Annotated in this window: 20 protein-coding genes; 6 read left to right on the top strand and 14 right to left on the bottom strand. The window is 67.0% G+C overall.

Features of this window, described 5'->3' with window-relative positions; translation table 11 throughout:
• Positions 1 to 14 precede the first annotated feature (14 nt).
• Positions 15 to 500 carry an RNA pyrophosphohydrolase gene (locus tag AACH40_RS07220; RefSeq protein ID WP_169494132.1) on the top strand — a complete coding sequence of 162 codons (486 nt, stop codon included), beginning with the start codon at positions 15 to 17 and terminating at the stop codon, positions 498 to 500.
• 66 nt (positions 501 to 566) lie between these two features.
• Here the strand turns inward: AACH40_RS07220 and AACH40_RS07215 are convergent, their stop codons facing one another.
• The 4 genes from AACH40_RS07215 to AACH40_RS07200 all read right to left on the bottom strand — a co-directional run bounded on the left by AACH40_RS07215 (position 567) and on the right by AACH40_RS07200 (position 5,411).
• Positions 567 to 1,073 (bottom strand): tetratricopeptide repeat protein, encoded by a 507-nt coding sequence (locus AACH40_RS07215; protein WP_169494131.1) that lies wholly within the window; start codon positions 1,071 to 1,073, stop codon positions 567 to 569.
• Positions 1,074 to 1,148: 75 nt separating this feature from the next.
• Positions 1,149 to 2,330, bottom strand: a complete 1,182-nt coding sequence (locus AACH40_RS07210; RefSeq protein ID WP_338645141.1) for an RsmB/NOP family class I SAM-dependent RNA methyltransferase — start codon at positions 2,328 to 2,330, stop codon at positions 1,149 to 1,151.
• A 36-nt stretch (positions 2,331 to 2,366) separates the two neighbouring features.
• Positions 2,367 to 3,824, bottom strand: a complete 1,458-nt coding sequence (gene guaB, locus AACH40_RS07205; RefSeq protein WP_169494129.1) for an IMP dehydrogenase — start codon at positions 3,822 to 3,824, stop codon at positions 2,367 to 2,369.
• Between the two features lie 66 nt (positions 3,825 to 3,890).
• A complete protein-coding gene (locus AACH40_RS07200; RefSeq protein ID WP_338645137.1) occupies positions 3,891 to 5,411 on the bottom strand; it encodes a M28 family metallopeptidase in 1,521 nt (506 codons plus the stop codon).
• Positions 5,412 to 5,644: 233 nt separating this feature from the next.
• Here AACH40_RS07200 and AACH40_RS07195 point away from each other — a divergent pair, with 233 nt between their 5' ends.
• Positions 5,645 to 6,544, top strand: a complete 900-nt coding sequence (locus AACH40_RS07195) for a KPN_02809 family neutral zinc metallopeptidase (protein ID WP_338645135.1) — start codon at positions 5,645 to 5,647, stop codon at positions 6,542 to 6,544.
• A gap of 53 nt (positions 6,545 to 6,597) precedes the next feature.
• Entirely contained in the window at positions 6,598 to 7,227 is a 630-nt protein-coding gene (locus AACH40_RS07190) for a hypothetical protein (RefSeq protein ID WP_338645133.1), read from the top strand.
• A gap of 57 nt (positions 7,228 to 7,284) precedes the next feature.
• On the opposite strand, the gene AACH40_RS07185 is transcribed toward AACH40_RS07190, so the two are convergent.
• From AACH40_RS07185 to sdhC, 4 genes are all read right to left on the bottom strand, one after another.
• Entirely contained in the window at positions 7,285 to 7,701 is a 417-nt protein-coding gene (locus AACH40_RS07185) for a hypothetical protein (RefSeq protein ID WP_338645131.1), read from the bottom strand.
• A gap of 431 nt (positions 7,702 to 8,132) precedes the next feature.
• Positions 8,133 to 9,947: a succinate dehydrogenase flavoprotein subunit gene (gene sdhA, locus AACH40_RS07180; protein ID WP_169494125.1), complete on the bottom strand. Its 1,815-nt coding sequence runs from the start codon at positions 9,945 to 9,947 to the stop codon at positions 8,133 to 8,135.
• 3 nt (positions 9,948 to 9,950) lie between these two features.
• Positions 9,951 to 10,334, bottom strand: coding sequence for a succinate dehydrogenase, hydrophobic membrane anchor protein (gene sdhD, locus AACH40_RS07175; protein WP_169494124.1), 384 nt, complete (start codon positions 10,332 to 10,334; stop codon positions 9,951 to 9,953).
• Between the two features lie 41 nt (positions 10,335 to 10,375).
• On the bottom strand, positions 10,376 to 10,801 hold the full coding sequence (sdhC, locus tag AACH40_RS07170) for a succinate dehydrogenase, cytochrome b556 subunit (protein WP_169494123.1): 426 nt from the start codon (positions 10,799 to 10,801) through the stop codon (positions 10,376 to 10,378).
• A 151-nt stretch (positions 10,802 to 10,952) separates the two neighbouring features.
• On the opposite strand from sdhC, the gene AACH40_RS07165 reads away from it, so the two are divergent.
• The 3 genes from AACH40_RS07165 (at position 10,953) to AACH40_RS07155 (ending at position 13,506) form a co-directional block, all read left to right on the top strand.
• Positions 10,953 to 11,678: an SDR family NAD(P)-dependent oxidoreductase gene (locus AACH40_RS07165; protein ID WP_169494122.1), complete on the top strand. Its 726-nt coding sequence runs from the start codon at positions 10,953 to 10,955 to the stop codon at positions 11,676 to 11,678.
• Positions 11,668 to 12,636 carry a 50S ribosomal protein L11 methyltransferase gene (locus AACH40_RS07160; RefSeq protein WP_338645127.1) on the top strand — a complete coding sequence of 323 codons (969 nt, stop codon included), beginning with the start codon at positions 11,668 to 11,670 and terminating at the stop codon, positions 12,634 to 12,636. Before AACH40_RS07165 ends, AACH40_RS07160 begins: the two co-directional genes overlap by 11 nt.
• 72 nt (positions 12,637 to 12,708) lie before the next feature.
• The gene (locus AACH40_RS07155; protein ID WP_169494120.1) at positions 12,709 to 13,506 is read left to right on the top strand and encodes an enoyl-CoA hydratase/isomerase family protein; all 798 of its coding nucleotides are present in this window, start codon (positions 12,709 to 12,711) and stop codon (positions 13,504 to 13,506) included.
• Positions 13,507 to 13,513: 7 nt separating this feature from the next.
• On the opposite strand, the gene AACH40_RS07150 is transcribed toward AACH40_RS07155, so the two are convergent.
• From AACH40_RS07150 to recN, 6 genes are read right to left on the bottom strand one after another with little or no spacing between them, the layout of a single operon-like run.
• Positions 13,514 to 14,008: a CinA family protein gene (locus tag AACH40_RS07150; RefSeq protein WP_338645125.1), complete on the bottom strand. Its 495-nt coding sequence runs from the start codon at positions 14,006 to 14,008 to the stop codon at positions 13,514 to 13,516.
• 31 nt (positions 14,009 to 14,039) lie between these two features.
• Positions 14,040 to 14,666, bottom strand: a complete 627-nt coding sequence (locus tag AACH40_RS07145) for a LysE family translocator (RefSeq protein ID WP_169494118.1) — start codon at positions 14,664 to 14,666, stop codon at positions 14,040 to 14,042.
• Positions 14,667 to 14,694: 28 nt separating this feature from the next.
• A complete protein-coding gene (locus tag AACH40_RS07140; protein WP_169494117.1) occupies positions 14,695 to 14,985 on the bottom strand; it encodes a hypothetical protein in 291 nt (96 codons plus the stop codon).
• 22 nt (positions 14,986 to 15,007) lie between these two features.
• Positions 15,008 to 17,083, bottom strand: a complete 2,076-nt coding sequence (gene ligA / locus AACH40_RS07135; protein WP_338645122.1) for an NAD-dependent DNA ligase LigA — start codon at positions 17,081 to 17,083, stop codon at positions 15,008 to 15,010.
• Positions 17,080 to 17,775, bottom strand: coding sequence for a GNAT family N-acetyltransferase (locus tag AACH40_RS07130; protein ID WP_338645120.1), 696 nt, complete (start codon positions 17,773 to 17,775; stop codon positions 17,080 to 17,082). The genes ligA and AACH40_RS07130 overlap by 4 nt, the downstream gene beginning before the upstream one ends.
• Complete coding sequence (gene recN / locus AACH40_RS07125; RefSeq protein WP_338645118.1) at positions 17,772 to 19,436, bottom strand: DNA repair protein RecN; 1,665 nt, start codon at positions 19,434 to 19,436, stop codon at positions 17,772 to 17,774. The genes AACH40_RS07130 and recN overlap by 4 nt, the downstream gene beginning before the upstream one ends.
• Between the last annotated feature and the right edge of the window lie 174 nt (positions 19,437 to 19,610).

The raw sequence follows: 19,610 nt of genomic DNA, 5'->3' as shown, positions 1-19,610 counted from the left end.
GGAATGAAGACACAATGACGGGTGATTTTGCCGGGCTGCCTTATCGTCCCTGCGTGGGCGTGATGCTCGTCAATGCACAGGGCCGCGTGTTCGTGGGCCAGCGCATCGACAGCAAGGAAGGCGATGCCTGGCAGATGCCGCAAGGCGGGATCGACGATGGCGAGGAACTCCATGCCGCGGCGATGCGCGAATTGCACGAGGAAACCGGTGTCACGCCGGACCTCGTCACCGTCATTGCGGAAAGCCGGGAAGAATTCTTCTACGATCTTCCCGGCGACCTTCTGGGCAAGCTGTGGGGCGGAAAGTACCGCGGCCAGCGCCAGAAGTGGCTCCTGCTGCGCTTCAACGGCGAAGATGCGCAGATCGATCTCGAAGCGCATCACCCCGCCGAATTCCTGGCGTGGAAATGGGTCGAGCCCGAACTGCTGCCCGACCTGATCGTGCCGTTCAAGCGGCGCGTCTACCGCCAGGTTCTCGACGAATTCCGCGCGCTGATCTGACCGAGACGGTGCCGGCCGGCGTGCGCTGCCCGGCTCCGTTACGCTCGCCTATAATTTGCGCTGGTCCTAGTTGCGCTCCACGGTCGGCTCGGGCTTGACCGCTTCGGCCGTCACCACCTTGGGCGTTGCACCCTTGGCAATCGCCGCGCTCAGCGCCTGCGTTTCGGCGCAGCCCTTGCCGCACAGCCCTTCGAGCCGCGACAGGTTGGTGCGCGCCTTTTCCAGCGCACCCTTTTCGGCCAGCGCACCGCCCTCGCCGGAGATGGCCGACAGGTTGTTGGGGTCACGCTCCAGCGCCTCGCGGTAATAATGGATCGCCTTGCCCTGCAAGCCCGCCTTGCGCGCCGCTTCGCCCAGCGCGATGTAGGTGCCGGTATAGCCCGGATCGACCGCCAAGGCGGCCTCGAAGCTGTCGGTCGCGGCATCGACCATGCCCTTGGACAGCTGCGCGCGCCCATCCTCGAGCAGGATCTGCGCCCGCGGATCAATCGTCTCGCTCACCTTTGCCGCGCCCATGCTTCCGGTGACCAGGACCAGCAGGGAAAGTGCAGCAGCAGCAGGCGTGTAGCGCATCAACAACTCCTTCAGCCGGTTATCCGGCTTGCGAGACCCCCGAACGATCATGCCCCCGGCCATCCGCATGGCCTATCACAGACGCCGCAGGCTTGCGAAGAAAAACCCGTCCGTACGGTCTGCCCCGGGGGTCAGGCGCCAGCCCATTCCGCGCGGTTTCCCGATGGGACAAGAAGGCCCTTCCGCTCGCCAGTCACGATGCCGTCCGAGGAACGCATCGATCCGTTCCGCACCTTCGGCGTCAAGTAGTGAGCAAACGATGAACAGCATGCGCCCGCCCGGCCGCACCAGGTCTGCCGCAACGTCCAGCACGCCGTCCTGCATCTGCGCATAGCGCGCAATGGCCTTGGGACTAAGCCGCCAGCGCGCCTCCGGATTGCGCCGCCAGGTGCCCGTGCCCGAACACGGCGCGTCCACCAGCACGCCGTCGCATGCGCTGATCAGGTCGGACAGGCCGACGCGCTCCTTGCCCGGATCGAGCAGCCGCGTCTCGGCGCGCACCCCGGCCCGCGTCGCGCGCTCGGGCAGGCGCGAAAGCCGCGCCCGGTCGATGTCGCAGGCGATCAGCCGTCCGCTGTTGGCCATCGCCGCGCCCAGCGCCAGCGTCTTGCCCCCCGCCCCGGCGCACAGGTCGACGATCGTCTCGCCCGGCTTCGCGGCAAAGGCTTCGCAGGTCAGCTGGCTTCCGGCATCCTGCACCTCGAACAGGCCCTCGGCATATTCGGGCCAGGTTTCCGCCGCGGCCCCGGTGTCGAGCCGCAGCCCGTGCGGCGCCACCACCTCGCTCGAAGGCGCCGGCAGGCGCAGCCGCAGCGCGTCGCGCGATGTCTTGAGTGTGTTGGCGCGGATATCCAGCGGCGCGCGGCTCAGCAGCGCCTTGCGCTCCGCCTCGTCGATGCCCGATGCGTCGAGCGCCTCGACCAGCCAGCCCGGCGCGACGCCGCCATCCGCCACCGGCTCGCCCGGCGCGATCTCGGCCGGGCCATAGCGTGAACCATCGAACAGTGCGGCAAGCGCGGCATCGCCCTGCGCCAACCGCAGCATCGCCGCGCGGCCCGTGTCCGGCACCTCTCCGCACGCGCGGATAGCCGCCCAGACCAGGTCGCGGATCGCGCGTCGGTCCTTCGATCCGATGAAGCGCCGCGCGCGCAGCCATTCGCTTGCCACGCGGTCGGCCGAAGCCCCGCCGGCACGCGCTGCGGCGATCACGGCATCGAGCAGGTCGATCGCCGACTGGACGCGCGCGGCCGGCGTCATTGTCCTGCTGAGCCGAGCTTGATCGACCGCCCCCGCTCAACCGACCTTGTAGTTCGGCGCCTCGCGGGTGATTGTCACGTCGTGCACGTGGCTTTCGCGCAGACCGGCGTTGGTGATACGCACGAACTGCGCCTTGTGCCGCAGGTCGTCGATCGTTGCCGAGCCGGTGTAGCCCATCGCCGCCTTGATTCCGCCGACAAGCTGGTGGATCACGTCCTTGGCGGGGCCCTTGTAGGGTACCTGGCCCTCGATGCCTTCGGGCACCAGCTTCATCTGGTCCTTGATGTCCTGCTGGAAGTAGCGGTCGGCGCTGCCCCGCGCCATCGCACCCACCGAGCCCATGCCGCGATACGACTTGTAGGCGCGGCCCTGGTACAGGAACGTTTCGCCCGGCGCTTCCTCGGTGCCGGCCAGCATCGAACCGATCATCACCACCGAAGCCCCGGCGGCCAGCGCCTTGGCCGCATCGCCCGACGTGCGCAGGCCGCCGTCGCCGATCACCGGAACGCCCATCTTGTCGGCCGCTTCGGCCGCTTCCATGATCGCGGTCAGCTGAGGCACGCCAACGCCCGCCACGATGCGCGTGGTGCAGATCGAGCCCGGCCCGATGCCCACCTTCACGCCATCCGCGCCCGCATCGCACAGCGCGCGCGCCGCTTCCGCCGTTGCCACGTTGCCGGCGATCACCTGCGCCGAATTGGACAGCTTCTTCACCCGTTCGACCGCGCGGCTGACGTCGCGGTTGTGGCCGTGCGCGGTATCGATCACGATGACGTCGCATTCTGCGGCGAGCAGCGCCTCGGTGCGCTCGAAGCCCTTGTCGCCCACCGTCGTGGCGGCGGCAACGCGCAGGCGCCCGGCCTCGTCCTTGGTCGCAGAGGGATAGGTGACGGCCTTTTCGATGTCCTTCACCGTGATCAGGCCGACGCAGCGATAGGCATCGTCCACCACCAGCAGCTTCTCGATCCGGCGCTGGTGCAGCAGGCGACGTGCATCTTCCTGGTTCACGCCCACCTTCACCGTGGCAAGGTTCTGGTGCGTCATCAGCTCGCGCACGGGCTGCGCCGGATTGTCGGCAAAGCGCACGTCGCGGTTGGTCAGGATGCCCACCAGCGTGCCGCCGGCCTCGACCACCGGGATGCCGCTGATCTTGTTGGCGAGCATGATCGCCTGCGCTTCGCCCAGCGTCGCGTCGGGCGCGATGGTGATCGGGTTGACCACCATGCCGCTTTCGAAGCGCTTCACCGCGCGCACCGCGGCGCACTGTTCCTCGACCGTCAGGTTGCGGTGGAGCACGCCGATCCCGCCCAGCTGCGCCATCACGATCGCCATGTCTGCTTCGGTCACGGTGTCCATGGCCGAAGAAATGACCGGGATGTTCAGCGCGATGCTCTTGGTCAGGCGCGTGCGGGTGTCGGCCATCGAAGGCAGGATGTCGGACTCGGCAGGACGCAGCAGCACGTCGTCGAATGTAAGGCCGAGAGGGATATCCATGCTGGTCGCCACTTCCTGTCCGGGGAGATTCGTGGCGGCCCATGTAATCAAGCCGGGCGCATTGCGCTAGGGGGTACGGACCCCGCCCCGCACCGGGCTGGAATAGCGCCTTGCATCGGCGAAATAGCGCGCCAGTTCCACCTGCATCAACACGTCGTCGGCCATGCCGCCGTACTGCACCTTGCGCGCCTCGTCCGATGGGCGGTGGTAATCCTCGTCCATGAACTTCTCGAGCCGCGCTTCGTCCGAATAGCTCGTGCTGACCATCACCGCGGGCACGTCGTGCTGGCGGAACACCCAGCTGTCCTGCCGCTTGATGTAGGCGTTGGCATTTTCACTGCTTGTCAGCTTGCGCCGCATCGCTCGCGCCACTTGCGCAATTCCGGGATCGAGCGGCGTCGCCCCCTTGCCGATCACGCTAAATGGCTGGCCTGCGGGCGCAAGGCCGGTGCCGTCGACATTCAGCACCGCGACGATCTTGTCGAGCGGCAGCGGAGGGTTCTCGGCAAAGGCCAGTGCCCCCAGCAGGCCCAGTTCCTCGCCCGTCGTCGCCAGGAAATAGACGTCGCGATCGAGCGGCCTTCCGCGCGACAGGATGCGCGCCGTCTCGGTAATCACCGCAAGGCCGCTGGCATTGTCCACCGCGCCGTTGCAGATCAGGTCCTCGGCCGGCGGCTCGGCGCAGCGGCCGAAATGGTCCCAGTGCGCCATGAACACCACCGCCCCCGCCGCAGGATTGCGCCCTTCCAGCTTGCCGATAAGGTTGTGCGTGCTGATCCGCGTCTCGCGACTGGTCGCCTCCAGCGTGCCGACGATACCCAGCAGACGCGGCGAGAAATCTGCCCCGTCCGCCTCGCGCCGCAGGTCGGCCATCGTCGCGGTCGATCCCAGGCCGGTCAGCAGCGATTGCGCCGCCGCCGGGCTGACGAAAGCCTCGATCTCGTCGCCAAGCCGCTCGCCGGAAAGGGCGTAGCCTGCCCGCTTGCGCCGCGCGATCACGTCGTCGATCGAACGCTTGCCATCGAGCACGGTGACCACCGCGGCCGCGCCCGCATCCAGCAACCGGTCGGCGCGCGGATCGCCCTGCGCCCCACTGCCGCCACTGTCGAGCATCAGCGCGATTCGCCCGGCAAGGTCGGTGCGCGGCGGAACCCGGTCAATGGCATGGCCCACGAACAGCACCGGTGCATCTTCGACCAGGCTGCGGATGCCCGATGTAACCACCAGACCTGCATCCTGCGGCAGGATCACGCGCTTGCGCCCCTTGGCAAAGCTCGCGCGGAAGGAAAGCGGCTCGCGCTCGACCAGCTCCACCGGGGCGAACCAGCCATGCGCGGGATCGTTGGTGCCCGATTCCATGCCGATGTCGAACCACTGCCGCGCCAGATAGCGCAGTGTCTTGGTTTCGCCCGGCGTACCGGGTTCGCGGCCCTCGAAATCGTCGCTGGCGAGTGTTTCGACATGCTGGCGCAACGCGGCTTCCAACGGGGTTTCGCGACGCGTGGGCGCTGCGGCAACGCACAGCACAGCGGCAATGGCGAGAAGCGCGCCCCGCCCTGTCGTCCGCCGCAATCCCCAACGACTCATCGACGCCCCCAAACGACCTGCCGCACGATCCTGACTGTCAAAACCGCATGTTTCCCGCAAGTTCCCGATCTTGCATCGCGCATGAACGATTTATGAGCGTTGTGCCGCTGCATCAGTGTTCTTCGCCAGACATCGCGGCAAAGCTTGCGGAACCATATGCCTCGCGTGCATTTTGGCTTTCACAGGCAAGGCATGTGCCGCGCACTGGGGCCGCGCACAGGGAAGGACCGACCATGCGTCTCGATGATTATGATGACTCCATCCGCGTGGAGGATCAGCGCGGCAGCGGTGGCGGCGGCTTCGGCGGTGGCGGTGGTGGGCTGCCGCTCGGCATTCTGGCGATGGTCGGCAGTCGCTTCGGCATCGTCGGGGTCGTGGTCGTGCTGATCGGCTTTGCGCTGTTCGGGGGCCTCGGCAACATTCTCGGCGGTGGCGGGCAATCCGCGCTTCAGGCTCCGACCGAGCAACAGGGCGGTTCGAATCTCGCCGAAAGCTGCAGCGTCAACGCCTTCAGCAAGGAAAGCTGCAACGCCCTGTCCTCGCTCAACAAGACCTGGCGCCCGCTGCTGACCCAGGCCGGGATCCAGCCTGTCGCGCCAAAGCTCGTGTTCTATTCGCAGGCGGGTCAATCGGGCTGCGGCGCCGCGCAGAGCGCGATGGGGCCGTTCTATTGCCCGACCGACCAGGGCATCTACATCGACACCGACTTCTATACCGAGATGGACAAGAAGATGGGAGCCGGCGGCGATTTCGCCCGCGATTATGTGATGGCGCACGAATATGGCCACCATATCCAGAACCTTACCGGCCTGTCCGAACAGGTGCAGCAGGCGCAGCGCCGCAATCCTTCGGCCGCCAACCAGCTTTCGGTGCGTCTCGAACTCCAGGCCGATTGCTACGCCGGCGTGTGGGCGGCGAACAACCGCGACCGGATCGAACCCGGCGATCTCCAGGAAGGGCTCACCGCCGCGCACCAGATTGGCGATGACACGCTGATGAAGGCCGCCGGTCGCCGTCCGGTGGAAGCCGCCTTCACCCATGGCAGTTCGGCCCAGCGCATGCAGTGGCTCAAGAAGGGGCTCGACACCGGTGACGTGAAAGCCTGCGATACTTTCGCCGACATCGCCTCGTAATCAGGAACCGCGCCAAGAATCCAGCGTAGTGCAGCCAAACCGGGGAGTACCACATGACCAAGACCCTCTCGACCCGCGCTGGCATCAGCGCTGCGCTGGCTTTCGCCCTTCTTTCGACCGGCGCTTCGGCCCAGACGGTCGTCGCACCCAAGGACGTGACTGCAGGCGATGTCCTGACCAAGCCGCTGTCGGACGTGAACCTCAAGAAGGACTCCATCCCGCCGATCCTGATCGCCGCGCGGGAAAACGCCTACACCACCGCCGGCCTGCGCACCTGCCCGGCGATCCAGGCCGAAGTGCGCCGGCTCGATGCGGTGCTGGGCGATGACATCGACATCGCGCAGGACAAGTCGCTCGGCGAAAAGCGCGGCAACACCGTTGGCAACATCGCAAAGTCGGTCGTCGGTTCGCTGATCCCGTTCGGGGGCATCATCCGCGAAATCAGCGGTGCCAACGAAAACGAACGCCAGTGGGCCGTTGCGCTCTACGCCGGCTCGGTCCGCCGCGCTTACCTCAAGGGCATGGGCGCGGCGAAGGGATGCCGCTACCCGGCGCGCGCCGCCACCGCCAGCGACATCGCGCAGGTGAAGGCAACCCGCGCACGGGAAGAAGCGGCTGAGGAGGCCGCGAAAAAGGCCGCCAAGGCAAAGGACGATGGGGCCGGCAAGCCCCAGCGCCGCTGACCCCCTCCGGCCTCGCTGATCAGCGTCTGGCGCGCTGACCAGCGCCGGCCTTGCCGATCAATCGCGGTCGCGCGCAAAATCGCGTTCGACTCTCCGGACTGCCGCGTCGAGTTCGGCCAGCACCTTGGCCCGGATCTCGCGCGGCATGTTCGGCTCGCGCGCCACTTCGCGCCGCGCGTCGCGGATCGCGTTCAGCGCCTCGCGCTGGCTGTCTGCCATGATCCTGGCCACGTCACGCTCCTTGATACCGGAAAACTCAAGCGCATCGGGGGCCTCGGGTGGCTCCGGCGGCTCGGGCGCTTCGGGTGGTTCCGGCGCGGCGGGTGGTGATGGCATTGCCGGCGGTGCGGGCGGTGCTGGCGGCGCAGGTGGAGCAGGTGGCACTGGCGGGGTCGGGCAATCGTGGCCGCTGCCATGCGCGCTCGCGGCAACAACGGGCACACTCATGGCCAGCGCCGCTGCGATCGCGATCAACGCGGGTCTTTTCGGAAACTCCATGCCGGCTCCTTTTGGCAAGGTTCCCCCGAACCTGCAGCCGCTGGTTACCAGCCCGCCTCGCCAGCGCCCGCGCGCATCGACGAAGGCCCGCGCTGGTCTGACAAACGGCAAGAAAGGCGGGGCGTGACGGTTTCTGACACGTGCGTCAGGTATTCGTCACTTTCCTACAACCGACCATTTGCGGCAGACCACGCGGATGATCACCACAATTCCTCTTGTTTCAACATCTTGCTCGCCGTCGATGGCCCCTGCCAGGGCCTCCAAACTTTCTCTCAGAACACTGTCAACTTCGTCAACTTGGGGCCCGTTTCGGCCCGACCCGGCCCCCGACTCGCAAAGAAAAGGGGCCGCAGATCTTGCGACCTGCAGCCCCCTGCCCGTGCCTCTCGGCACCGATCTTTCCAGCGTCAGTACACGCGCTTCTTCGGCTTGATGTACTCGACGTCGTCGGTCAGCGTGAACTCGTGCACCGGGCGGTAGTCCAGCTTGACCGCGCCGCCCTTGCCGCCCCAGCCTTCGAACCAGGCGGCGGTGTGCTTCATCCATTCACCATCGTTGCGGTCGGGGAAGTCTTCGTGGGCGTGGGCGCCACGGCTTTCCTTGCGGTTGAACGCCGAATGCATCGTCACCGAAGCCTGCGCGATCAGGTTGTCGAGCTCGAGCGTTTCGACGAGGTCCGAGTTCCAGATCAGCGAGCGGTCGGAAACGTGCACGTCTTCCATCCGCTTGTAGGTGTCGGCAAGCTTCACCTTGCCTTCGGCCATCAGTTCGTCCGTGCGGAACACGGCGGCGTGGCCCGACATCGTCCGCTGCATTTCGGTGCGGATCTGCGCCGTTGGCGAACCGCCCTTGGCATGGCGGAAGTGGTCGAGGCGGGTCAGCGACAGGTCGGCGCTGTCCTTGGGCAGCGAATTGTGCGCGGTGCCCGGCTTGATCAGTTCCTTAAGGCGCAGGCCGGTCGCGCGGCCGAACACCACGAGGTCGATCAGCGAGTTAGAGCCGAGGCGGTTGGCGCCGTGAACCGAAACGCAAGCCGCTTCACCCACCGCGAACAGGCCGGGGACAACCGTTTCCGGATTGCCATCCGCGCCGATCGTCACGACTTCGCCGTGATAGTTCGTGGGAATGCCGCCCATGTTGTAGTGCACGGTCGGAACCACCGGCAGCGGCTGGCGGGTCAGGTCGACACCGGCAAAGATCTTGCCGCTCTCGGTAATGCCCGGCAGGCGCTCGGCCAGCACCTTGGCGTCGATGTGGTCAAGGTGAAGGTAGATGTGGTCCTTGTGCGGGCCGACACCGCGCCCTTCGCGGATTTCCATGGCCATCGAACGCGAAACGACGTCGCGCGAAGCAAGGTCCTTCGCCGAAGGAGCATAGCGCTCCATGAAGCGCTCGCCCTCGGAGTTGGTGAGGTAGCCACCCTCTCCGCGCGCGCCTTCGGTGATCAGCACGCCCGCGCCGTAGATCCCGGTGGGGTGGAACTGCACGAACTCCATGTCCTGCAGCGGCAGGCCAGCGCGCAGCACCATGCCGCCGCCGTCGCCGGTGCAGGTATGGGCCGAGGTGGCGGTGAAGTAGCAGCGGCCATAGCCACCCGTCGCAAGCACGACAGCATGGCTACGGAAGCGGTGGATCGAGCCGTCGTCCATGCACAGCGCGATCACGCCGCGGCATTCGCCGTTCTCCATGATCAGATCGATCGCGAAGTATTCGATGAAGAAGTCGGCGTCGTACTTCAGGCTCTGCTGGTACAGCGCGTGCAGCATGGCGTGGCCGGTGCGGTCGGCAGCGGCGCAGGTGCGCTGCACCGGCGGGCCTTCGCCCATGTTCTGCATGTGGCCACCGAACGGACGCTGGTAGATCGTGCCTTCGGGGTTGCGCGAAAACGGCACGCCCGCGTGCTCGAGTTCGTAGACCGCAGCCGGGGCTTCGCGGACCATGTATTCGATCGCGTCCTGGTCACCCAGCCAGTCCGACCCCTTGACGGTGTCGTACATGTGCCAGGTCCAGTGGTCGGGCGAATTGTTGCCGAGCGAGGCGGCGATGCCGCCCTGCGCCGCCACGGTGTGCGAGCGGGTGGGGAAGACCTTGGTGATGCACGCGGTGCGCAGGCCGGCCTGGGCCGAACCCATGGTGGCGCGCAGGCCCGAACCGCCCGCACCAACGACGACGGTGTCGTAGGTGTGGTCGATGATCTTGTAGGCAGGCTGTGTCGAAGTCATGGCTCAGGCGCCCCCGAGAGCGATACGGATAACCGAGATGATGCCGAAGGCGGCAGCGGCGAAAGGCACGATGTTGACCAGCAGCCAGGCAGTGATCTTGCCGCCTTCCTCGTGGATGTAGTCTTCCAGCATCACCTGCACGCCAAGGCGGGCATGGGTGATGGTGTTGATCATGATCAGGATCAGCGCGGTCGACGGGATCGGCTTGGCGACCCACGCGTGGACCGTGGCATAGTCATGCGATGGAAGCAGCACGAGGCTGATCATCAGGAAGGGGATGAGGACGAGATTGCCGACCGCGGTCAGGCGCTGCACCAGCCAGTGGTGAGTGCCCTGGTGGCTGGAGCCGAGCCCGCGGACGCGGCCGATGGAGGTACCGTTACCCATGGAAACCCTCTGCTATGTGAGGTTCGGATCGTGCCGGCGCGTCAGCGCAGCAGCACGAAGGCCCAGAACAGGATGGTGGCAAGCACCGAGAACACTATGGTGAGCGTCGACCACCGGGCATTGGCTTCGAGTTCGTACCCCGCACCAACGTCGAGGACCAGGTGGCGAACGCCGCTTGCCGCATGCTGGAAGAAGGCCCAGGTCAGGCCGATCAGCACGACCTTGCCGAGCAGCGCGGTCACGACGGCGAGGCCGCCCGAAGCGCCGGTCCAGGCGTAGTCGATGAACGTCTGGTATGCTTCCGGCCCGCTCGCGATCGCGCCGACCCACCACAACAGCAGGCCGATGCCCGCAAATGCCAGGCCGTTGCCGGTGACGCGATGCAGGATCGATACCAGCATGGCCGGACCCCACCGCCAGATTTGCAAGTGCGGTGAAAGCGGCCGATTGCTGCGCGCCTGCGCCATGGTAACCCCCTCGATAAGAATATGCGCCACGCCTTAAGCGTGGCCGGGACGCGATTCGTATTAGTCGAAATGTCCGGTCGTGCAACCGCACCAAAAGTGCAAGGCCCAAAGCACGGTTGCGGCCCGGCAAAGCGATAGCCTAGAGAGCGCCATGACCAGCAGCCCCCCAGCCCCGACCATCCTTGTCACGGGTTCGACCCGCGGCATCGGTGCGGCCATCGCCGCCCACCTCGAAGCGCGAGGCGCCCGCGTCATCCGCCACGGCAGCCGCGCAGCGCCCGGAGTGATCGGCGCGGACCTGTCCGATCCGCAGGCCCCGCAAGCGCTGTGGCAGCAGGCGCTCGACATGGCGGGCGGCACGATCGACGTGCTGATCAACAACGCCGGGCTGTTCGAGGCAAACCCGATCGACCGCTCGGACATCGCGTGGCTCGATGCATTCGAGGATACCTTGCGCATCAACCTCACCTCCGCAGCGCAGCTGTCGCGCTTCGCGCTGCGCCACTGGCTGGAACGCGGTTTCGCGGGGCGTTGCGTCCACGTTGCGAGCCGGGCCGGTTTCCGGGGCGATTCCCCGGCGCACTGGCACTATGCCGCCGCCAAGGGCGGGATGATCGCCATGCACAAGACCATCGCCCGGGGCTATGCCGCGCAAGGCATCCTGAGCTTTGCCATCACCCCCGGCTTCACCGATACCGACATGGCGGGCGATTATCTTGCGAGCCGGGGCGGGCCCGGCCTGCTTGCCGACATCCCCCTTGGCCGGGTGGCCACACCCGACGAGATCGCCACCATCGCCACCTTCTGCGCGCTCGACGCGCCGCCGAGCATGACCGGCACCACCATCGACGCCAATGGAGCCAGCTATGTCCGCTGATGAAAGCTGGAAGATCACCGTCTTCGGCCCGCGCGACCTGGTGCAGGCGGCGCTCGTGGCGCACGAGGACGCGTTCGACTGGGACGCCGACATCGTCATCGCCGGCAGCGAGATCGCCGAGGACAAGCCCGAGGACTGGCAGCTCGAAGCCTGGATGGGCCGCAAGCCCACCAAGGCGGACAAGGCCGCCGTCACGGCTCTTTTCGGCGCCGCGAAAGTTGACCTCCAGATAGAAAAGCTGCCCGACGAGGACTGGGTGACGCTGAGCCAGCACGGCGTCGAGCCGATCCGCGAGGGCGTGTTCCACGTCCACACGCCGGAATATCCCGATCTCGACGAGCCCGGCGTCCGCAACTTCCTGATCCCGACCAGCCAGGCCTTCGGCACCGGCCAGCACGCGACGACCGCCGGATGCCTCGCCATGCTCGACCACATGAAGCGCGAAGGCGTCGTGGTGCGCAACCTTGCCGACATCGGCACGGGCACCGGCCTGCTCGCTTTTGCCGCGATGCACCTGTGGCCGCATGCCCGCGCCGTCGCCAGCGACATCGACGCGGTGTGCGGGCCGGTCGTGGCCGACAATGCCGACGCGAACGGCGTGACGCTGGGCGATGGTCCCGGCCGCCTCGCCATGGTGATCTCCGCCGGCATGGACCACCCGCTGCTGGTGGCCGCCGCCCCTTACGACCTGCTGATCGCCAACATCCTGGCAGGGCCGTTGGTCGAACTGGCACCAGAATTCGCCGCCGCCGTTGCGCCGGGGGGCAGCGTGCTGCTCGCAGGGCTGCTCGAAACGCAGGAGGCCGCGGTGCGTGCCGCCTATCGCAAGGCGGGCCTGCGCCTTGCCGCGCGCATGGTGCGCGGCGATTGGTCGATCCTGTGGTTGCGGCGGCGCCGGGCCGGCAGTGTGCGGTCTACGCGAGTTGGCACCCTTCCGGAGTGGTCGCGGCACTGGTAGCGCCTTGCGCAGCGCGTCCGGCTCGTTTATCCGCCTGACTTAATCAAGCGGTTAACAAAGAGGACGGCGGCGATGGGCTACAACACGATTGCGATCGAAAAGCGCGGGGACGCGGACTGGCTCACGCTCAACCGGCCCGATGCGCTCAATTCGATCTCGTCCGAGATGGTGGCCGAGCTCAACGACTATTTCGGCAAGCTCTATCACGACCGTTCGGTCCGCGTCGTCGTGATGCGCGGCGCCGGGCGCGGGTTCTGCGCCGGGCTCGACATCAAGGAGCGCAGCGAGGAACGCGGCGAAATTCCCTTCGGCGGCGGCTTCGGCTTTCAGGGCTGGCTGGCCGACGTCTACATCAAGATGCGCCGTTGCCCGCAGCCAATCGTCAGCCTGATCCATGGGCCGGCCTGCGGCGGCGGGTTCGCCTTTGCGCTTGCTTCGGACATTCGCATCGCGGGAGAAAGCGCGCGGATGAATGCGGCCTTCATCAAGCTCGGCCTGTCGAGCTGCGACATGGGCGTGAGCTACTTCCTGCCGCGCATAGTCGGCGCAGGCATCGCTTCGGAACTAATGCTGACCGGCCGCTTCATCCACGCCCAGCGTGCGCTGGCGGTGGGGCTGGTGTCGGAAGTCGTGCCCGACGACCAGTTGGAAAAGGCGGGCGAAAGCTGGGTCGAGGACCTGCTCGCCGCGTCCCCGATGGGGCTGCGCATGACCAAGGAAGGCATCAACGTCTCGGTCGATGGGTCGAGCCTGGAACACGTGATGGCGCTGGAAAATCGCAACCAGCTGATGACCGCGGGCAGCAAGAATTTCGCCGAAGGGATGCGGGCCTTCCTCGAGAAGCGCAAGCCGAACTACGTTCCCGAGTAAGGCGGCTTCAAAGCCCCTGCAGCGTATCCCGGAGCAGCGTGAGCGCCGCTCCGGCGAACGCCTGCATGTTGCCGAGGCGATCCTCGCTGCCGGTTTCGACCAGGATCGACGCGGTCAGGCCCCCTGGCCCCACGAGGCCGATCGCGCTGGTGCCTGAAGCGACGCCCAGCGGATGCTTGCCCGGCCCGGCCGCCCCCGTTTCGGCAAGGCCCCAGTCGGTTTCGAACCGGGCGCGAATCAGCTCTGCCTGACGCAGGGCATAAGGTTCGGTGGCCGAGCGATACTGGCGCAAACTGCCGGGCTCGTGCCCCAGCAGGATGCGCCGGCCTTTCAACGTGTAGACGATGCCCGCGCCCGAGAAATAGGCCGATGCGCCCGGCATGGCGAGCAGGCCCGCCGAGATCAGGCCGCCTGTGGCGCCGTCGACCACGGCAATCTTTTCGCCCCGCGCCTTGAGCACGGCACCCGCCTCGGCCCCGATTGCAGCCAGTTGTTCCAGCATCCCCATCCCTCTTGTCGCTTTTGCCGCCTTATCAGGCGCGCGAGCCGAGCATGGCAAGGCCGAACGCGACGAACACGGCAGCGGTGGTGCGGTTGAACGCCTTCTTCAGTGCGGGACGCGTCAGTGCTGTGGCGATCGAGCGACCGCCGATCGCATAGATGAAGTACCACGAGATTTCGATCACGCCGAACGTCAGCACCATGATGCCGAACTGTGGGGCTTCAGGCTTCGAGGCATCGATGAACTGCGGCAGGAAGGCGGCCGCGAACAGCAGCGCCTTGGGGTTGGAGATGCCGATGGTGAACGCGGTACGGAATACCCTGGCGGCCGATAGCCGGGGCGCGATCTCACCTTCGCCGATATCGACAGGGGCATCGTTCGATACCCATGCCTTGTAGCCGAGCCATATGAGGTAGCCCGCGCCGACGAGGCGCAGCACCAGGAACGCGCCGGGAATGGCCACGAGCAGCGCGGTCAGGCCCAGCGCCGAGGCGGTCAGCAGGCTGAGCACCGCGACGAAGCAGCCCGCCATCGCCAGCGTCGAACGGGCAAGGCCCAGCTCGACGCTGCGCGCCATCACGTGGAGCATGTTGGGTCCGGGCGAGGCCGAGACGAAGAAGACGGTGACGACGAACAGCCACCAGGTGTGCAGAGCCATGATGCGCGTTTTTCCCTTGGCCACCCGGTCAGGGCAGCGTGTCCCAGTGCTCCGCCTCTGCCAGCAGGCGGCGCACCGATGAGTTCCCGGCATAGCGCCTTTTCAGCGCGCGCGCATCCGCCTCTACCGAGCGGCAGCGCAGCTTGCGCACCTGCGCATCGATGTAGGCGGCGCGCTCCTTGTCATAGGGCTCTTCGCCGGCGAAGTGATTGCAGCCGGCCTGCCGCACCAGCAGCGCGCGCACCGGGGGCGGTGCAACCTTGACGGCATGGCGCGCCTGCGCCGGAGTCATCGCCAGCAGCAGCAGTGCGGTCAGCATTTCGAGCCCCCTTGTCTGCCGGTCAGCCGGCGCTGCGGACGATTTCCGCCCAGGCGGCTTCGTCTATCACCTCGATGCCGAGTTCGGCAGCCTTCTTGAGCTTCGAGCCCGCGCCGGGGCCTGCGACGATCAGGTCGGTCTTGGGTGAAACCGAGCCTGCCGCGCGGGCGCCAAGGGATTCGGCCTGCGCCTTGGCTTCGTCGCGGCTCATGGTTTCGAGCTTGCCGGTGAACACGACCGTCTTTCCGGCGACCGCGCTCGCGCGCGTTTCGACGATGTAGTCGGGCGGGGTTACTTCCGAGAGCAGGTCGTCCCACACTTCGATGTTGTGATGTTCGTGGAAGAAATCGCCCAGCGCTTCGACCACCACCGGGCCGACGCCGTCGATCGAAAGCAGATCGGCCACCGCGTCGCTGTCCCCTTCCCGCGCCTTTTGCGCTGCTTCGCGCAAGGCAGGCAGCGTGACGAAACGCTTCAACAGGTCGCGCGCGGTGACCGCACCGACGTGGCGGATCCCGAGGCCGAACAGGAGGCGCGCGGCATCGGGCGTGCGCTTCGCCTCGATCGCTGCCAACAGGTTATCCACAGACTTGTCCTTCCAGCCCTCGCGCCCGACGATGTCGCTGCGGCGCTTGCGCAGACGGAAGATGTCTGCAGGGCTTTCGAGCCAGCCGAGCCCGAAGAATTCGACGATGGTCTTCTCGCCCAGCCCTTCGATATCGAGCGCTGCGCGGCTGACGAAGTGCTTGAGGCGCTCGACGCGCTGGGCGGGGCAGATGAGGCCGCCAGTGCAGCGCACATCGACCTCGCCCTCTTCGGCCACGGCTTCGGACTGGCATTCGGGGCAGTGGTCGGGAAAGTGGTAAGCCTCACGCGGTTCGTCGCGGGTGAGGTTCTCGACCACTTGCGGGATCACGTCGCCCGCGCGCTGGAGCACGACGCGGTCGCCGACGCGCAGCCCATGGCGGGCGATCTCGTCGCGATTGTGCAGCGTGACGTTGGTGACAGTGACGCCGCCGACCAGCACCGGCTTCAATCGGCCGACGGGGGTGAGCTTGCCGGTACGGCCGACCTGGATGTCGATGGCTTCGAGCGTGGTCTCGGCGCGCTCGGCCGGGAACTTGTGCGCCATGCCCCAGCGCGGCGCCTTGGCGACGAAGCCCAGGCGTTCCTGCCAGTCGAGCCGATCCACCTTGTAGACGACGCCGTCGATATCGTAGGGCAGGTCCGCGCGCGCCTGCTGGATAGCGCGGTAATGCGCGATCATGTCCGCGCTGGACGAGCAGCGCACCAGCAGCGGCGAGACGGGCACGCCCCACGCTGCAATCTTGCGCATCATCTCGAACTGCGTCGCCGCCGGCACTTCGCTCGCCGCGCCCCAGCCGTGGGCGAGGAAGCGCAAGGGGCGGGCGGCGGTCACGCTGGCATCCTTTTGCCGCAGCGAGCCAGCGGCGGCGTTGCGCGGGTTGGCGAAGACCTTGTCGCCCGCCTCCGCCTGCCGTTCGTTGAGGCTGAGGAAATCGGCCTTGGCCATGTAGACCTCGCCGCGAATCTCGAACATGGCGGGCACGTCGAACAGCCCTTCGCCCTTCAGCTCCTGCGGGATGTCAGCAATGTGCGCGACGTTGGCGGTCACATCCTCGCCCACCTGCCCGTCGCCGCGCGTGGCGGCGCGCACCAGCTTGCCGTTCTCATAGCGCAGCGAGCAGGACAGGCCGTCGATCTTGTCCTCGGCGGTCATCGCCACTTCCGCATCGGCCGGCAGGTTGAGGAAGCGGCGGACGCGGGCGACGAATTCCTCTACCTCTTCATCGCTAAACGCGTTGTCGAGGCTCATCATGCGAACCTCGTGGCGCACCTTGCTCAGCGGCGAGGCGGCGACTTCGTGTCCCACGAGCGCGCTCGGGGAATCAGGCCGGATCAGGTGGGGGAACGCGGCTTCGAGTTCGGCATTGCGGCGCACCAGCGCGTCGTATTCGGCGTCCGGGATCTCGGGCGCGTCCTCGGCGTGGTAGAGCCGGTTGTGCTTCGCTATCGTCCTTGCCAGCCGCATCAGTTCGTTGGCGGCATCGGCTTCGGACATTCCCTCGACGCTCATTCGGCCTTCCCGAGTATGGTGGCAACCATCGTCCGACGCGCCCGGAACCCGAGGCTTTCGTACAGGCGGATGGCGCCGGCGTTGCCGGCATAGCTGTGAAGATAGGGCACATCGCCCCGCGCGCGCTGTTCGGCCATGACGCGGCGGATCAGCCGGGCGGCAAGGCCCTGCCCGCGAAATTCCGGCCAGGTGCACACGCCGCTGACTTCGGCAAGTCCCGGGGCAGGCCGCATCCGCTCGCCCGCCATCGCGGCAAGACGACCGTCGATGCGGATGCCGTAGAACTGGCCATAGCGCCACGTCGACGGGCCCCAAGGGCCCGGTTCGGTGGCGAGCGCCAGCTCTGTCATTTCAGCGACATCGGCTTCGCCCAGCGGCAGGATGTCGGCCTCTGGCGCGTAAGGTTCAGGCTCGCCGTCCGCGATCATCTGCAACAGCGGCGCGCTGCGGACAAGGCGCATGCCGGATGGCGGCGCGACCTCGTCCGGTTCGACCAGCCAAACTTCGCCGCCATCGGCAACGAGCGTGGCAAGCGCTTGTTCATGGCCCGGAGCGCATCCGGCGAAAGGGCCGTACGCGGGATCGATGCGGCGCAAGGGCCCCTGCCCCACGTCGAGCGCGGCCTGCGGACCGCCGAGAGCATACCACATCGGCCGGTCGAGCGGGTTCTCGGGCAAATGGTCCCACGTCATGCCTGTTCCAGCAACCGGTCTGCCTGCGCGCGCGCTTCTGCGGTGATTTCCGCACCCGACAGCATCCGGGCGATCTCTTCCTGGCGACCCGCGGCATCCAGAAGGGTGACCGAGGTGCGGGTAACGGTGCCTTCAGACGACTTGGCGATCAGATAGTGCGCATTGCCCCGCGCGGCGACCTGCGGGCTGTGCGTGACCGCGAGCAGCTGCCCACCCGCCGCAAGCCGGGCGAGCCGTTCACCGATGGCACTCGCCACCGCGCCGCCGACGCCGCGGTCGATCTCGTCGAAGATGATCGTCGCCGCCCCGCCTTCTTCGGCAAGTGCAACCTTGAGCGCGAGGATAAATCGCGAAAGTTCGCCGCCGGACGCGATCTTGGCAAGCGGGGCGAAGTCGGCTCCGGGGTTCGTGGAAATGAGGAATTCGACCGCATCGACGCCCTGCCCGCTCCAGCGATCTTCGGGCAGACGGATCACGGCGGTGTGGAACTTCGCCGCGTCGAGCTTGAGCGGGGCGAGTTCGGCGGCAACCGCCTGGTCGAGCCGGCGGGCGGCTTCAGCCCGCGCAACCGAAAGCGCCTCGGCCTTGGCGCGGTAATCGAGCCCCGCCTCCTGCGCCGCGCGCTGCAGCGCCGCGATCTGGGCGCCGCCACCTTCGATCGCGTCGAGCGCTTCGCGCATCAGGCGCATCTTTTCGGGCAGTTCGTCGACCGTGCAATGGTGCTTGCGCGCGGCGGCCCGCAAGTCGAACAGGCGGGTTTCGATGCGGTCGAGCAGGGCGGGATCGTGCGCCAGTGCGTCAGCTGCCGCGACCAGCTTGTCCTCCGCCTCGCCCGCCTCGATCACCGCGCGGTCGATCGCGGCCAGCGCTTCGGCAAGCAGCGGATGTTCGTGCGCGATGCGGTCGAGCCGGCGCGCGGCGCCGCGCAAGGAGGCGAGCGCGGAATCTGAGCCGCTCCACAGGTGCTGCAGTTCGGCAAGGTCGCCCGAGAGGCGTTCGCCCTTCTGCATGTCGGCGCGGGTGGACGCGAGCTCCTCTTCCTCGCCTTCCACGGGTTCCAGCGTTGCCAGCTCGGCCAGGTGCGCCAGCAGCAGGTCCTGTTCGGCTGCGGCTTGTTCGACATGCGCCTTCGCCTGAGCCAGCGCCGTTTCCGCTTCGCGCCACTTGTCCCATGCGGCGGCGACGCCGGCGGTATCGGCGCGGGCGTAGCGATCGAGCAGAGCGCGGTGACCGCGCGCGTTGACCAAGCCGCGATCATCGTGCTGGCCGTGTAGTTCGACGAGGCTTCGCGCCATTTCGCGCAACAGGGCAACGCCCACTGGCTGATCGTTGACGAAAGCCTTGCTGCCGCCATCGGCGCGCACGCGGCGGCGCACGATCAGCGGCTCGCCGGGCTCGACATCGACTTCCGCTTCGGCAAGCGCGGCGCGGATCGGTTCGGGCAGCTCCAAAAACTCGAACGTCGCGGTAACGTTCGCCTGATCCTCGCCCGCGCGGACCAGTCCGCTATCGGCGCGATCGCCCAGAATCAGCCCGAGCGAATCCAGCAGGATCGACTTGCCCGCTCCGGTTTCGCCGGTGAGCACGCCGAGACCACGCGGAAACGCGAGATCGAGCGCCTCGATCAACACGACGTTGCGGATGGAAAGCCCGGTCAGCATCTGAAGCCGGTCTTAGCGCGCGGATTTGCCCGCGTCACCATCCGTTCTTGCCTTGTTCGCATGCCTTGGAGGGCCGCAAAAAGACACGTTGCAGTCGCGTGACAGGGTGCCACGGACACGAAACGTGATTGTGACAGAGGATTCGGGCAGGACCACCAAGGAGAAGGCATCGTC

The organism is Novosphingobium olei, from assembly GCF_037076535.1.
GTDB lineage: Bacteria > Pseudomonadota > Alphaproteobacteria > Sphingomonadales > Sphingomonadaceae > Novosphingobium > Novosphingobium olei.
This window is presented reverse-complemented; position numbering and strand designations above follow the sequence as displayed.

Coding starts and splice junctions, on each gene's coding strand:
- recN (WP_338645118.1), bottom strand. CDS start 19,436: ATGCTGACCGGGCTTTCCATCCGCAACGTCGTGTTGATCGAGGCGCTC.
- AACH40_RS07155 (WP_169494120.1), top strand. CDS start 12,709: ATGGGCTACAACACGATTGCGATCGAAAAGCGCGGGGACGCGGACTGG.
- ligA (WP_338645122.1), bottom strand. CDS start 17,083: ATGAGCGTCGAGGGAATGTCCGAAGCCGATGCCGCCAACGAACTGATG.
- AACH40_RS07190 (WP_338645133.1), top strand. CDS start 6,598: ATGACCAAGACCCTCTCGACCCGCGCTGGCATCAGCGCTGCGCTGGCT.
- AACH40_RS07215 (WP_169494131.1), bottom strand. CDS start 1,073: ATGCGCTACACGCCTGCTGCTGCTGCACTTTCCCTGCTGGTCCTGGTC.
- AACH40_RS07150 (WP_338645125.1), bottom strand. CDS start 14,008: ATGCTGGAACAACTGGCTGCAATCGGGGCCGAGGCGGGTGCCGTGCTC.
- AACH40_RS07210 (WP_338645141.1), bottom strand. CDS start 2,330: ATGACGCCGGCCGCGCGCGTCCAGTCGGCGATCGACCTGCTCGATGCC.
- sdhC (WP_169494123.1), bottom strand. CDS start 10,801: ATGGCGCAGGCGCGCAGCAATCGGCCGCTTTCACCGCACTTGCAAATC.
- AACH40_RS07130 (WP_338645120.1), bottom strand. CDS start 17,775: ATGACGTGGGACCATTTGCCCGAGAACCCGCTCGACCGGCCGATGTGG.
- AACH40_RS07195 (WP_338645135.1), top strand. CDS start 5,645: ATGCGTCTCGATGATTATGATGACTCCATCCGCGTGGAGGATCAGCGC.
- AACH40_RS07140 (WP_169494117.1), bottom strand. CDS start 14,985: ATGCTGACCGCACTGCTGCTGCTGGCGATGACTCCGGCGCAGGCGCGC.
- sdhD (WP_169494124.1), bottom strand. CDS start 10,334: ATGGGTAACGGTACCTCCATCGGCCGCGTCCGCGGGCTCGGCTCCAGC.
- AACH40_RS07220 (WP_169494132.1), top strand. CDS start 15: ATGACGGGTGATTTTGCCGGGCTGCCTTATCGTCCCTGCGTGGGCGTG.
- AACH40_RS07145 (WP_169494118.1), bottom strand. CDS start 14,666: ATGGCTCTGCACACCTGGTGGCTGTTCGTCGTCACCGTCTTCTTCGTC.
- AACH40_RS07200 (WP_338645137.1), bottom strand. CDS start 5,411: ATGAGTCGTTGGGGATTGCGGCGGACGACAGGGCGGGGCGCGCTTCTC.
- AACH40_RS07165 (WP_169494122.1), top strand. CDS start 10,953: ATGACCAGCAGCCCCCCAGCCCCGACCATCCTTGTCACGGGTTCGACC.
- sdhA (WP_169494125.1), bottom strand. CDS start 9,947: ATGACTTCGACACAGCCTGCCTACAAGATCATCGACCACACCTACGAC.
- guaB (WP_169494129.1), bottom strand. CDS start 3,824: ATGGATATCCCTCTCGGCCTTACATTCGACGACGTGCTGCTGCGTCCT.
- AACH40_RS07160 (WP_338645127.1), top strand. CDS start 11,668: ATGTCCGCTGATGAAAGCTGGAAGATCACCGTCTTCGGCCCGCGCGAC.